Origin of the sequence: Mesorhizobium sp. BH1-1-4, assembly GCF_020165665.1 — a bacterium.
Taxonomy (GTDB): Bacteria; Pseudomonadota; Alphaproteobacteria; order Rhizobiales; family Rhizobiaceae; genus Mesorhizobium.
Map to the genome: position 1 here is coordinate 1 of NZ_JAIUIN010000040.1, position 12,885 is coordinate 12,885.

At 64.0% G+C, this 12,885-nt stretch carries 10 protein-coding genes; 9 read left to right on the top strand and 1 reads right to left on the bottom strand.

What is annotated here, in order from left to right; translation table 11 throughout:
- On the bottom strand, positions 1-1,253 hold a 1,253-nt coding region (locus tag LB569_RS31195), incomplete at its 3' end, for a sigma-54-dependent transcriptional regulator (protein WP_224695330.1).
- Between the two features lie 207 nt (positions 1,254-1,460).
- Here LB569_RS31195 and LB569_RS31200 point away from each other — a divergent pair.
- The 9 genes from LB569_RS31200 (at position 1,461) to hemH (ending at position 12,865) form a co-directional block, all read left to right on the top strand.
- Positions 1,461-3,299, top strand: coding sequence for a M3 family oligoendopeptidase (locus LB569_RS31200; protein WP_224695331.1), 1,839 nt, complete (start codon positions 1,461-1,463; stop codon positions 3,297-3,299).
- A 355-nt stretch (positions 3,300-3,654) separates the two neighbouring features.
- The gene (locus tag LB569_RS31205; RefSeq protein ID WP_224695332.1) at positions 3,655-4,389 is read left to right on the top strand and encodes a proton-conducting membrane transporter; all 735 of its coding nucleotides are present in this window, start codon (positions 3,655-3,657) and stop codon (positions 4,387-4,389) included.
- A 149-nt stretch (positions 4,390-4,538) separates the two neighbouring features.
- On the top strand, positions 4,539-5,693 hold the full coding sequence (locus LB569_RS31210; protein WP_411970267.1) for an aminodeoxychorismate synthase component I: 1,155 nt from the start codon (positions 4,539-4,541) through the stop codon (positions 5,691-5,693).
- Complete coding sequence (locus tag LB569_RS31215) at positions 5,642-6,304, top strand: aminotransferase class IV family protein (protein WP_224695334.1); 663 nt, start codon at positions 5,642-5,644, stop codon at positions 6,302-6,304. The genes LB569_RS31210 and LB569_RS31215 overlap by 52 nt, the downstream gene beginning before the upstream one ends.
- 19 nt (positions 6,305-6,323) lie before the next feature.
- Entirely contained in the window at positions 6,324-7,253 is a 930-nt protein-coding gene (locus LB569_RS31220) for a heme-dependent oxidative N-demethylase family protein (protein WP_224695335.1), read from the top strand.
- A gap of 110 nt (positions 7,254-7,363) precedes the next feature.
- The gene (locus LB569_RS31225; RefSeq protein ID WP_224695336.1) at positions 7,364-8,809 is read left to right on the top strand and encodes a homospermidine synthase; all 1,446 of its coding nucleotides are present in this window, start codon (positions 7,364-7,366) and stop codon (positions 8,807-8,809) included.
- 188 nt (positions 8,810-8,997) lie between these two features.
- Positions 8,998-9,375, top strand: coding sequence for a hypothetical protein (locus LB569_RS31230; RefSeq protein WP_140704406.1), 378 nt, complete (start codon positions 8,998-9,000; stop codon positions 9,373-9,375).
- A 187-nt stretch (positions 9,376-9,562) separates the two neighbouring features.
- On the top strand, positions 9,563-11,665 hold the full coding sequence (locus LB569_RS31235) for a bifunctional metallophosphatase/5'-nucleotidase (RefSeq protein WP_224695337.1): 2,103 nt from the start codon (positions 9,563-9,565) through the stop codon (positions 11,663-11,665).
- A 135-nt stretch (positions 11,666-11,800) separates the two neighbouring features.
- Positions 11,801-12,865, top strand: coding sequence for a ferrochelatase (gene hemH, locus LB569_RS31240; RefSeq protein WP_224695338.1), 1,065 nt, complete (start codon positions 11,801-11,803; stop codon positions 12,863-12,865).
- The last annotated feature ends 20 nt before the right edge of the window (positions 12,866-12,885 follow it).

Below are 12,885 nucleotides of genomic sequence, written 5' to 3' on the forward strand. Positions count from 1 at the left end.
GGGGCCCGGGGCCCCGCCGCGCCACTTGCTTCGAACCTGTCGCCGGCTTCGAGATTGACCGTGCCTTCGACCTGCGCCCGGATCTGCGGGAAATCATCGGCAGTCAGCATCTCGCCTTCGCACAGCACCGAGGCACGGAAGACGGCGTTTTCGAGCTGCCGGATGTTGCCGGGCCAGTCATAGGCCTGCAGAATGCCAAGCGCTGCCGCCGAAATGCCTTGCAGCCGGTGACGCGGGTCGGCCGGCGCCACCTTCTCCATGAAATGCGAGACCAGATGGGGAATGTCCTCGCGGCGGTCGCGCAGCGGCGGCACGAAGATCGGGTAGACATTCAACCGGTAGAACAGGTCTTCGCGGAACTTGCCGTCCTTGACCTGCTGCAACAGGTTGCGGTGCGTCGCTGAAATCAGCCGGATGTCGACCTTGACGGTCGAGCGGCCGCCGACGGGATCGACCTCGCCCTCCTGGACGGCGCGCAGCAGCTTGACCTGCACGTCGAGCGGCAGGTCGCCGATCTCGTCCAGGAACAGGGTGCCGGAATGCGCCTCGACGAATTTGCCTGTGTGCTTGTCAGTGGCGCCGGTGAACGAGCCTCTCTCATGGCCGAACAGGATGGATTCCACCAGATTGTCGGGGATGGCGCCGCAATTGACCGTGACGAAGGGTTTCGAGCGGCGGTCACCGCTGCCCTGAATGGCACGCGCCACCAGTTCCTTGCCGACGCCGGATTCGCCCTCGATCAGGATCGGGATGTTTGAGGCCGCCGCTTTCTGGCCGAGGCGGATCACCTTGTCCATGGCCGGACTGTGGGTGATCATGTCCTTGAAGGTCAGCAGCCCGCCGCGTTTGCGCGACGTGCGCTTGACCTCGCCCTCGACCGCCTCGACCTTCAGCGCATTGGAGATCGAGGCCTGCAGCCTGTCGGGCGAAGCCGGCTTGACGACGAAATCGAAAGCGCCATGACGCATCGCCGAAACCACGGTTTCGATGCCGCCCTGCGCGGTCTGCACGATGACCGGCACGCCGATGTCGCGCTCGCGCATCGCCTTCAGCACGCCGATGCCGTCGATGCCGGGCATGACAAGGTCGAGGATCACGACCGATACGTCGCGGGTGCCAGGCCCGTCGAGAACCTCGAGACCGGCGGCACCGCCTTCGACGACGATCGCCGTGTGGCCGAACCGGGTCACCGCCGCCTCGAGCAGCCGGCGCTGCACGGGATCGTCATCGACTATGAGTATGGAACCTGTCATGACTGTCTTGGTCTGCCCGCGCCCGAATTCCCCATGGATCATCTTGGCACAGGGTTCTAAATAAGGTTTCAAAAAACCCGGTGAACGAATTCCTTAGGATTTGACCGGCTTTTCCATTCCCGTTGAGTCTGGCTCCCCTGATTCTGGCCACGGGCTTCAACGCCGGCCAGTTCAAAGAAGGCCAGTTGGTTCAAAGAAGGTATCTCGATGCGCATGATGTTTGATCGGCGGATTGCGGCGCCAGCGTCCGGTCAGGGCGCGGCCGGGCTTGGCGATCTGCCGGAATGGAACCTCGCCGATCTCTATGCCGGCATGGACGCGCCGGAACTGAAGCGCGACATTGCCAAAGCAGCCGCCGACGCCGTCGCGTTCGAGGCCCGCTGGAAGGGCACGCTCGCAGCCGAGGCCGGGCGCGGCGCCGCCGGCCGGCTTGGCGAGGCCCTTGGCGCCTACGAAGCGCTCGAGGAACTGATCGGCCGCATCGTCTCCTATGCCGGCCTCGTCTATGCCGGCAACACCGCCGATCCGCAGCGCGCCAAGCTCTATGGCGACATCCAGGAGAAGATGACAGACGCCAGCGCGCATCTGCTGTTCTTCGCGCTCGAACTGAACCTGATCGACGATGCGGCGATCGAAGGCGCACTGGCCAGCGACCCGGCCTTTGGGCATTACCGCCCGTGGGTGCTCGATCTGCGCATGGACAAGCCCTATCAGCTCGAGGATCGCGTCGAGCAGCTTTTCCACGAGAAATCGATCACCGGACGCGGCGCCTGGAATCGCCTGTTCGACGAGACGATGACCGATCTTCGCTTCGATATCGACGGCGAGGAACTGACCCTTGAGCCGGCACTCAACCGCCTGCAGGATGCGGACGGCGAGGTCCGCCGGCGCGCCTCCGAGGCGCTGGCCACCACCTTCCGCAAGAACCTGCGCACCTTCACGCTGATCACCAACACGCTGGCCAAGGACAAGGAGATTTCCGACCGCTGGCGCGGCTTCGAGGACATTGCCGATTCACGCCATCTCGCCAACCGCGTCGAGCGCGGCGTGGTCGATGCGCTGGCCACCGCCGTGCGCGAGGCCTATCCGCGCCTGTCGCACCGCTACTACGCCATGAAGGCGCGCTGGCTCGGCATGGAGGTGATGAACCACTGGGACCGCAACGCGCCGTTGCCGGAGACGCCGCAGGCGGTGATCGGCTGGGACGAGGCCAGGAACACGGTGCTGTCGGCCTATCATCGCTTCTCGCCCGAGATGGCCGAGATCGCGCGCACCTTCTTCGACCGCAACTGGATCGACGCGCCGGTGCGTCCGGGCAAGTCGCCTGGCGCCTTTGCCCACCCGACCGTGCCGTCGGCCCACCCCTATGTGCTGCTCAACTACATGGGCAAGCCGCGCGACGTGATGACGCTGGCGCATGAACTCGGCCACGGCGTGCATCAGGTGCTGGCCGCCGGCCAGGGCGCGCTGATGGCCTCGACGCCGCTGACGCTGGCGGAGACGGCATCCGTCTTCGGTGAGATGCTGACCTTCCGCTCGCTGCTCGAGCGGACCACCGACCGGCGCGAGCGCAAGGCCATGCTCGCCCAGAAGGTCGAGGACATGATCAACACGGTGGTGCGCCAGATCGCCTTTTATGAATTCGAGCGCAAGGTGCATGCCGAGCGCCGCAACGGCGAATTGACATCCGACAGGCTCGGTGAGTTCTGGCTGGAGGTTCAAGCCGAAAGCCTGGGGCCGGCGATCAAGCTGCGCGAAGGCTACGAGGCGTTCTGGACCTACATCCCCCATTTCATCCACTCGCCCTTCTACGTCTATGCCTATGCGTTCGGCGACTGCCTGGTGAACTCGCTCTATGCGGTCTACCAGAATGCCGAGCGCGGCTTTCAGGACAAATATTTCGAGATGCTGCGTGCCGGCGGCACCAAGCATCATTCGCAGCTTCTGGCGCCTTTCGGTCTCGACGCCACCGACCCCGCCTTCTGGCAGATCGGGCTCGGCGTGATCAGCGGCCTGATCGACGAACTGGAAACGCTCGACGGTTGAGACGTCTCTCGCCCGACAAGAACAGTTTAGCCGGGATGCATGTCTGGCTTGGCTATTCTTGCCCTAAATATTTGTTCTTGAAGAACTCTCCGCGGGACGTTTTCCGATAGCTTTCCGCAAGCTCTATGATAGCCTTCGCGCCAAGCTCAGCCGGAGCGCATGCGGATCGGCGAGGGAATCTCAGCCAGCCGTGCGCTCGGGCGAACGCGACAACGGCCGTTGACCATGGGCTGGAAAGCCGATCGCCGACAGCTCGAACCGAAGCCGGCTGTTCCGTGTATCAGCGGAACCATCATCGAGTAGTCCCGCGCCGAAGGTCATGACCCCGGCAGACGGATCTGACTGGAGAGAGACAATGGGCACTTTTTTCTACGTGATCCTGGCGTTCCTGGTAGGCGTGTTGGTCGGCTGGTTCATCTGGGGGCGTCTGCGCGGTGAGCTCGACAGCCTGCGCGGCGACCTCGACCGCACCCGCGGCGAGCGCGACAAGCTGCGCGCCGACAGCGATCGCCTGACCGGCGAACTCAATGCATGCGGCAAGACCCGCTCCGATCTCGAGCGTCAGTTGCGCGAGGCGCAGGCCTCGACTGGCGCCGGCGCGGCAAAGGCGTCAACTCAGCCGCCGGCAGCCCTGATGTCCACGCCTGCCGTAGCCAAATCCGCTCCGGCCGCAGCCAAGCCAGCCGCAGCCAAGCCAGCCGCCGCGAAGGCCGCCCCGGCCAAGGCGGCGCCGAAGCCCGCGGCGGCCAAAGCTCCGGCGAAGACCTCGACCGCGCCCAAGGCAGCGCCCGCCGCCAAGAAGGCTGCCCCGGCTGCTGCCAAGCCGGCATCGGGCAAGCCCGACAATCTGCGCCGGCTGATCGGCATCGGCCCGGTCAACGAGAAGCTGCTCAAGGCACAAGGCGTTACCAGCTTCGCCCAGATCGCCGCCTGGACCGCTGCCGACATCAAGCGGATCGAGGACGTGATGAACTTCGACGGCCGCATCGCGCGCGAACGTTGGATCGAGCAGGCCAGGCTGCTCGCCGCCGGCAACGAGGCCGAATTCGCCAAGCAGTTTCCGACCGCAGGAACCGCAAGCAACACCTGAGCGACAAGTCGGGACAAAACCGGCGGCGCTCCAGGGCGCCGCCGGTTTTGTTTCAGCGTCAGGCCAGAAGTCGGCTTTGAGGGACAGGGTGCCGTTCCCTCGATTGCGCGCGCATGGCCCCCCATATAGAGCGATCGTTGGCTTCATCGATCCCGGTTCCCATGTCCCTGCCCGCCGCAATTTTCCGCAACGACGAAAGCGCGCGCCAGCTCGTTTTCGAGCGGCCGGCCGATCTCATCGTCGCGCATGAGGCCAAGGACTTCCAGGCGGCGTTGCAAGCGGCGCAGGCCGCGCACGACGCCGGCAAATGGCTGGCCGGCTATTTCTCCTACGAGGCCGGTTACCTGCTCGAACCGAAACTCGTTCCCTTGCTGCCGGGCCGGCGCCGGGCTCCACTGGTCTGCCTCGGGGTCTTCGATGCCCCCGACGAAGAGGCGGTGCCGCCGCGCGGCCCGCCGACCAACGGCCCGATCTTCGACGCCAGGGCGACATGGTCGTTCGACGATTACGAGAAGCGGTTCTCGCGGCTGCACCGGCACATCAGGCAAGGCGATTGCTACCAGGGCAACCTCACCTTTCCGGTGCACGCGCAATGGTCTGGCGATCCGCTCGCCGCCTTCGACGCGCTGACCGAACGCCAGCCGGTGAAATATGGCGCGCTGGTCGCGCTCGGCGACCCAATCGTCCTCTCGCGCTCGCCCGAATTGTTCTTCGAGATCAATGCCGCGGGGATGATCGAGACACATCCGATGAAAGGCACCGCACCGCGCGGCGCGACAAGGGACGAGGACGAACGGCAGAAGAACTTCCTGCGCAACGACGAAAAGAACCAGGCCGAGAACCGGATGATCGTCGACCTGCTGCGCAACGACATATCGCTGATCAGCGAGGTCGGCACGCTTGAGGTGCCGGAACTGTTCCGCATCGAGTCCTACCCGACCGTCCACCAGATGGTGAGCGACGTCAGGGCCAGGTTGCTGCCCGGGCTCGGCATACGCCAGATCTTCGCGGCGCTGTTTCCCTGCGGCTCGATCACCGGCGCGCCGAAGATCCGCGCCATGGAAATCCTGCACGAGTTGGAAGGCACGCCGCGCGACGTCTATTGCGGCGCCATCGGCTGGATCGCACCCGGCGGCACGATGCGCTTTTCGGTGGCGATCCGGACCATCTCGCTCTTTGCCAGCGGCGAGGCCGTCTACAATGTCGGCGGCGGCATCGTCTTCGATTCGGTTGCCGAGGAGGAGTATCAGGAGTGTCTGCTCAAAGCCCGCTTCGCGACGGGGACGTCGCCGATTTCGAGCTGATCGAGACCATGCGCTGGGAACCCGCCTCGGGTTTCCTGCGCCTCGATCGCCATCTTGCGCGCCTTTATGGCTCGGCGGTGGAACTGGGCTTCAGCCATGATCCGCAAAAGGTCGGCGAAGCGCTGAGCGGCGCCGTGGATCGATCATCCACCGCCATGCGCACGCGGCTCGCTCTGTCGCGCAATGGCGAGGCGAACGCCTCTGCGCAACCCTATGAACCGCTTGCCGCCGACAAGGTGTGGACGCTGCGGCTGGCACGCACGAGGCTCGATTCGAGCAACATGCTGCTGCGCCACAAGACCAGCCGGCGGCAGCTCTACACCCATGCCCGCTCCGAATATCTCGTCACCCAGGCGGATGAAGTGCTGCTGGCCAATGAACGCGGCGATATCTGCGAAGGCACGATCACAAACGTCTTCGCCGATTTCGGCGACGGCATGCTGGCGACGCCGCGCCTCGATTGCGGCCTCTTGCCTGGTGTATTGCGCGCCGCGCTTCTGGATGAAGGCCGCGCCGGTGAAGCGATCTACAGCTTGGATGACCTGAAATCCGCCAAGGCGCTGTTCGTCGGCAATTCGCTGCGCGGGCTGATCCCGGCCAAACTAATCTGAAGCCAAACTGATCTGAGGCATGACACCCCTACCCGCCCACACCCCCTATGACGGTTCGTCGAGACTCTTCACCATTGGACTGAAGCTGCTCGACCCCGCGCACTGGATCGAGGTCGACGGTCACCTGCTGCCCTATCTCGCCGAGAAGCGCCGGCTCTATGCCGAAATTCCCGAGCAGGTCTTCGTCGAGGAGGACGGCACGCGGGGCGCCCAGCAGGAGGTGCTCGAATTGCTCGGCGCCCACCTGCCGGAACGATTTCCCGGCACGCACCGGCGCGTCGATGCGGGCGTTGCTGTGGTTGGCGCGACGGACCATCCCCCGATCCCCTCCAGCCTTGCCGGCGCACCCCTGGTCGCGGCCTCGCTGCTGGTCCAGGAAGATTTGATCCTCATGCGCCGGGGCGAAGACGGCTGGCGTCTGGCCGCCGGCTCGCTGTGCTTTCCCTCGTCCTGGTCGCTCACCGAAAAATTCGGCAAGCCGCTGCAGCGGATCCACGAGCCGGTGCCGGGTTTTGGGCCGGGCAGCAGGCCGGCCGATCTCATCAACCGCATGTTCGACGGCCTGCAGGGCCAGGCGGTCGAGCGCTTCAACTGGTCGATCCAGGCCGACAATGCGCTCTACCATCCGCTGTCCAATGTCGAGCGCATCGACCGTGCCACCAACCGGCCGACGCGTTTCCCCGACGGCGACGTCAAGGCGCACGCCTTCATCCGTGTCGAGCGCCAGACGCTGCGCAAACTGCCGGCCTCGCGCGACATCCTGTTCACCATCCGCATCCATCTCGACCCGCTCGCCGTACTGGCGCGGCATCCGGATCGGGCGAGCCTCGCAATCTCCTTTGCCGCCCAGCTCGAAGCACTCGATCTCGACCAGCTCGACTATAAGGGCCTGACGGCGGACCGCGACCGGTTGGTGTCGGTCCTTAACCACATGGCCAAGGGTGGCTAGCCTCCAGTTGGCGCTTTTCACTGGTTTGTGACATTGATCTGTGATGTAGCGCATGGCCGTCGGGCGAAAATGCCTGGCTTTCTGCTGTAGTTGAAGGAGTGCTCGATAAAATGGCGAATGAAAACTGGCCCGTTTACGGTGAGATCACCGGCCCCGTGGTGATGATCGGCTTTGGCTCGATCGGACGCGGAACGCTGCCGCTCATCGAACGCCATTTCAAGTTCGACAAGTCGCGCATGACGGTTCTCGACCCGCGCGATACCGATCGCAAGCTGCTCGACGAGCGCGGCATAGCCTTCGTCCAGGAAGCGGTCACCGAGAAGAACTACAAGAAGCTTTTGACGCCGCTTCTGACCAATGGCGGCGGCCAGGGCTTTTGCGTCAACCTGTCGGTCGATACCGGCTCGGTGGACCTGATGCGGCTCTGCCGCAAGCTCGGCGTGCTCTACATCGACACCGTCGTCGAGCCCTGGCTTGGCTTCTATTTCGACGCCAAGGCCGACAATGCCAGCCGCACCAACTATGCGCTGCGCGAGGCGCTGATCAAGGAAAAGCATGACAAGCCGGGCGGCGCCACCGCCGTCTCCACCTGCGGCGCCAACCCCGGCATGGTGTCATGGTTCGTCAAGCAGGCGCTGGTCAATCTGGCCACCGATCTTGGCATGGAGTTCTCAGAGCCCGCGCAGGAAGACCGCGAGGGCTGGGCCAAGCTGATGAAGAAGGCCGGCGTCAAGGGCATCCATATCGCCGAGCGCGACACCCAGCGCGCCAAGAAGCCCAAGCCGATGGACGTGTTCTGGAACACCTGGTCGGTCGAGGGCTTCATCTCCGAAGGCTTGCAGCCGGCCGAACTCGGCTGGGGCACGCATGAGAAGTGGATGCCAAAGAACGGCAAGAAACACAAGCACGGCTCCAAGGCCGCGATCTATCTGGAACAGCCCGGCGCCAACACGCGCGTGCGCTCGTGGTGTCCGACCCCGGGCGCGCAGTATGGCCTGCTGGTGACCCACAACGAGGCGATCTCGATCGCCGATTTCTTCACCGTGCGCTCCAAGAAGGGCAAGGTTCAATACCGCCCGACCTGCCACTACGCCTACCATCCCTGCAACGACGCGATGCTGTCGCTGGACGAGATGTTCGGCGCCGCCGGCAAGCCGCAGCCGGTGCACCATGTGCTCGACGAGAACGAGCTGGTCGACGGCGTCGACGAGCTCGGCGTCCTGCTCTACGGCCACGACAAGAATGCCTACTGGTACGGTTCGCAGCTGTCGCTCGCCGAGGCGCGCAAGCTCGCTCCCTACCAGAACGCCACCGGCATGCAGGTCACCTCGGCGGTTCTGGCCGGCATGGTCTGGGCGCTGGAAAATCCGGCAGCAGGCATCGTCGAGGCCGACGAGATGGATTTCAAGCGTTGCCTGGAGGTGCAGTCGCCCTATCTCGGACCGGTCAAGGGCTACTATACCGACTGGACGCCGCTCGATAGGCGCCCGGGCCTCTTCCCGGAGGACCTCGACCGCGGCGACCCGTGGCAATTCCGCAACATCCTCGTCCGATAGCATCGCGCGGACCCTACCCCATTGCCTTGCAATCGCCCGGAAATCGGGCGATTGAAGGGATGCGGCCTGGAGTGGCGATGTGCGTCCCGTTGGACGCATAAAGCCTACCCCAGCAGTTTGGACGTTCGCGTCGCGCTTTCCAGAAATCCGCCCGATTTTTGGACCGACGCGTTTGGAGAGGATTTCATATGACTATTGCGCGCAAAGTTCTTTCTATGGGCGTGGCGGGCGCCGTTGTCTCGATGCTCGCTGCCTGTACCACCAGCGGTCCCGACCAGCCGCCGATGGCAACCACGCCGAAAGGTGTCGAGGGTTCCTGGATCGATGCCAAGGGCACCGGCCTGTCGACCTTCAACGGCGGCAAGTTCACGACCGTCGCCACCGACACCGGCCAGAAGCTGGCCGATGGCAGCTACACGATGACCGGCGCCACTTCGGTGCAGATCAACGGCACCTCGCTGATCCGCCAGACCGGCGTCAGCTTCAACTGCCTGCTGGTGTCGACCAGCCAGCTCAACTGCACCAGTTCGGCCGGCCAGAATTTCGTCCTGACGCGACGCGCCTGAACCGGCGAACATTCGCATGCTCGAGGACGGCGGCCATTGGCCGCCGTCTTTTTATGCCGGCAAAGCTCGCCTGGATTTCCGCTTGCGTCGACCGGAACGCGATGGGAACATGATCAAAACGCTGGCTGTTATACCCCAGTCAAGCAAAGGCGTTAGACGCCTCTGATCAGCCTACCGGGAGACGAAGATGAAGAAGCTTGCCGCCATTGCCGCCCTTTCCGCGTCGACGCTTGGCCTGTCGGCCGGCGCATCCTTTGCCGACTACACACTGAATATCCTCCACATCAATGACTGGCATAGCCGCATCGAAGGCAACAACAAATATGAATCGACCTGCTCGGCCGAGGAGGAGACCAAGGGCGAGTGCATCGGCGGCGCGGGCCGGTTGATCACCGCGATTGCCCAGGAGCGCAAGAAGCTGGAAGGCCAGAACGTGCTGCTGCTCAGCGCCGGCGACAATTTCCAGGGTTCGCTGTTCTACACGACCTACAAGGGCAAGGTCGAAGGCGAGTTCCTCAACGACATGAAGTTCGACGCCATGGCGCTCGGCAATCATGAATTCGACGACGGCGAAGCAGCGCTGGCGCCGTTCCTCGACATGATCAAGTTCCCCGTGCTCGGCGCCAACGTCAAGGCCAACGCCCAGTCCAAGCTCGGCGACCGCGTCAAGCCGTCCATCGTGGTCGAGGTCGGCGGCCAGAAGATCGGCATCATCGGCGCCGTCACCAACGACACGCCCGAACTCGCCTCCCCCGGCCCCAACATCACGATCGAGGACGACGTCAAGTCGATCACGGCCGAGGTCGAGAAGCTCAAGGGAGAAGGCGTCAACAAGATCATCGCCGTGACCCATATCGGCTATAACAGGGAGCGCGACGTCATCGCCAAGATCCCCGGCATCGACGTCGTCGTCGGCGGCCACAGCCACACGCTTTTGTCGAACACCGACCCGAAGGCTGCCGGCCCCTACCCGACGATGGTCGACAACCCCGGCGGCTACAAGGTGCCGGTGGTGCAGGCGGCCTCCTATTCGAAATATCTCGGCGAGTTCAAGGTGGTGTTCGACGACAATGGCGTCGTCAAATCAGCGAGCGGCGACCCGATCTATCTCGACAAGTCGATTACCCCCGATCCAGCGGTGCTTGCCCGCATCAAGGAACTCGGCGCGCCGATCGAAGCGCTGAAGAACAAGGAAGTGGCCGAGACCACCGACGTGATCGACGGCAGCCGTGAGAATTGCCGCGCCAAGGAATGCGCGATGGGCAACCTCGTCTCCGACGCCATCCTCGACCGCGTCAAGGGACAGGGCGTCGAGATCGTCATCTCCAATGGCGGCGGCCTGCGGGCCTCGATCGACAAGGGCACCGTCACCATGGGTGAGGTACTGACCGTGCTGCCGTTCCAGAACACGCTGGCGACCTTCCAGATTTCCGGCAAGGACCTTGTCGCCGGCCTCGAAGGCGGCCTCAGCCAGATAGAGGACGGCGCCGGCCGCTTCCCGCAGGTGGCGGGCCTCAAATACTCTTTCGACAGGTCGGTCGCGCCCAACGCAGGCCGTGTGAAATCGGTGGAGGTGATGGAAAACGGCGCCTGGACGCCCATCAATCCGGACAAGGATTATCTGGTCGCCACCAACAATTATGTCCGCCAGGGCGGCGACGGCTACAAGGTCTTCGCCGAAAAGGCCAAGAAGGCCTATGATTACGGCCCTGGTCTCGAACAGGTCGTTGCCGATTACCTCGGCGCCCACCGGCCTTATACGCCGAAGCTCGACGGCCGCATCACCGAGATCGCCGCGACGACAGCGGCGGCTCCCGCCACCGAGCCGGCCAAGCCCGCCGAGCCAGCAAAGCCTGCGGAGACCGCCCCGGCAGCGCCGGTGCCGGCCAAGGCCGCCAAACCGGCTGAACCTGCAAAGCCCGCCGATGCCGCAGCGCCGATGCCGGAATTGCCCGCCAACTCAGGCGATATCGCCAACACGCCACCAGCCATATCGACGGAAAACGCGCCGCCACCGCCGGCCCCGCCGGCAGCCGAACCGGCAAAGCCTGCCGAGACGGCGCCGGCCGCTCCCGCCCCGGCGGCACCCTCGCCCGCCGAGCCGGCAAAGCGCGCCGAAGCCGCACCGGCCACCGGCAGCCATGTCATCGTGACCGGGGACACCTATTGGGATCTGGCGAAGAAAGCCTATGGCGACGCGACCAAGTGGAAACACATCTATGAGGCGAACAAGGGTCAAAGGCCGCATCGGCTTGTGCCGGGCGCGACACTGACCATCCCGGCGAAGTAACACCGCTTCGCCTCTTCCAACACCAACCCGCCCGGGAAACCGGGTGGGTTTAGTGTTTTCGGATTAAGGTGCGGCCAGACGCTGCATTGAAAGCGCGCGCAAGATGGTTAGGTTCGCGTCTCCTGGAGAACCCTTATGACGCTTTCCACCCCTGTCGATGCCAAAGCCGCCAAGGCCGTCGGCCCGTTACCGGCTGGACATCCGCCGGTCAAGGCCGGCAAGATCGGCGTCTTGCTGGTCAATCTCGGCACGCCTGATGGCACCGATTTCAAGCCGATGTGGCGGTATCTGCGGGAATTCCTGTCCGATCCAAGGGTCATCGAGCTCAACAAGGCAATCTGGTATCCGATCCTCTATGGTCTCGTGCTCACCACACGGCCGAAGAAGTCGGGCGCCAACTACGCCAGGATCTGGAATCGGGAGAAGAACGAGTCGCCTTTGCGCACCTACACCCGCGCCCAAGGCGAAAAGCTTGCCGAGGCGCTGCGCGACCTGCCTAATGTCGTCGTCGACTGGGCGATGCGCTACGGCAATCCTTCGACGGCGAGCGTCACTGAGAGGCTGGTTGCGCAGGGCTGCGACCGCATCCTCTCGTTTCCGCTCTATCCGCAGTATTCGGCCACCACCACCGCAACCGCCAACGACCAGCTGTTTCGCGCTTTGATGAAGATGCGCCGCGCGCCTGCGGTGCGCAGTGTGCCGCCCTACTATGACGAGCCGGTCTACATCGAGGCGCTGGCGCGTTCGATCGAGCAGCATCTGGCAACACTCAATTTCGAGCCGGAGGTGGTCATCACCTCCTATCACGGCATCCCAAAGCCCTATTTCGAGAAGGGCGATCCTTATCACTGTCACTGCCAGAAGACGACGCGGCTGTTGCGTGAACGACTCGGCTGGGATGACAAGAAACTGATCACCACCTTCCAGTCGCGCTTCGGCGCGCAGGAATGGCTGCAGCCCTACACCGACAAGACAGTCGAGAAACTGGCCAAGGACGGCGTCAAGTCGATCGCCATCGTCAATCCCGGCTTTTCCGTCGATTGCATCGAGACGCTGGACGAGATCGGCCGCGAGGCAGCCGAGACCTTCCATCACGCGGGCGGCGAGAATTTCGCCCACATCCCTTGCCTCAACGACACTCCGGAAGGCATGGCGGTGATCGAAGCGATGGTGCGGCGCGAACTGTTGGGCTGGGTCTAAAGCAATTCCGGGAAAAGTAT

Bases quoted from the DNA above. Each gene is read 5' to 3' on its own strand.
- LB569_RS31200 (WP_224695331.1), top strand. From the start codon at position 1,461: ATGCGCATGATGTTTGATCGGCGGATTGCGGCGCCAGCGTCCGGTCAG.
- LB569_RS31205 (WP_224695332.1), top strand. From the start codon at position 3,655: ATGGGCACTTTTTTCTACGTGATCCTGGCGTTCCTGGTAGGCGTGTTG.
- LB569_RS31220 (WP_224695335.1), top strand. From the start codon at position 6,324: ATGACACCCCTACCCGCCCACACCCCCTATGACGGTTCGTCGAGACTC.
- LB569_RS31225 (WP_224695336.1), top strand. From the start codon at position 7,364: ATGGCGAATGAAAACTGGCCCGTTTACGGTGAGATCACCGGCCCCGTG.
- LB569_RS31230 (WP_140704406.1), top strand. From the start codon at position 8,998: ATGACTATTGCGCGCAAAGTTCTTTCTATGGGCGTGGCGGGCGCCGTT.
- LB569_RS31235 (WP_224695337.1), top strand. From the start codon at position 9,563: ATGAAGAAGCTTGCCGCCATTGCCGCCCTTTCCGCGTCGACGCTTGGC.
- hemH (WP_224695338.1), top strand. From the start codon at position 11,801: ATGACGCTTTCCACCCCTGTCGATGCCAAAGCCGCCAAGGCCGTCGGC.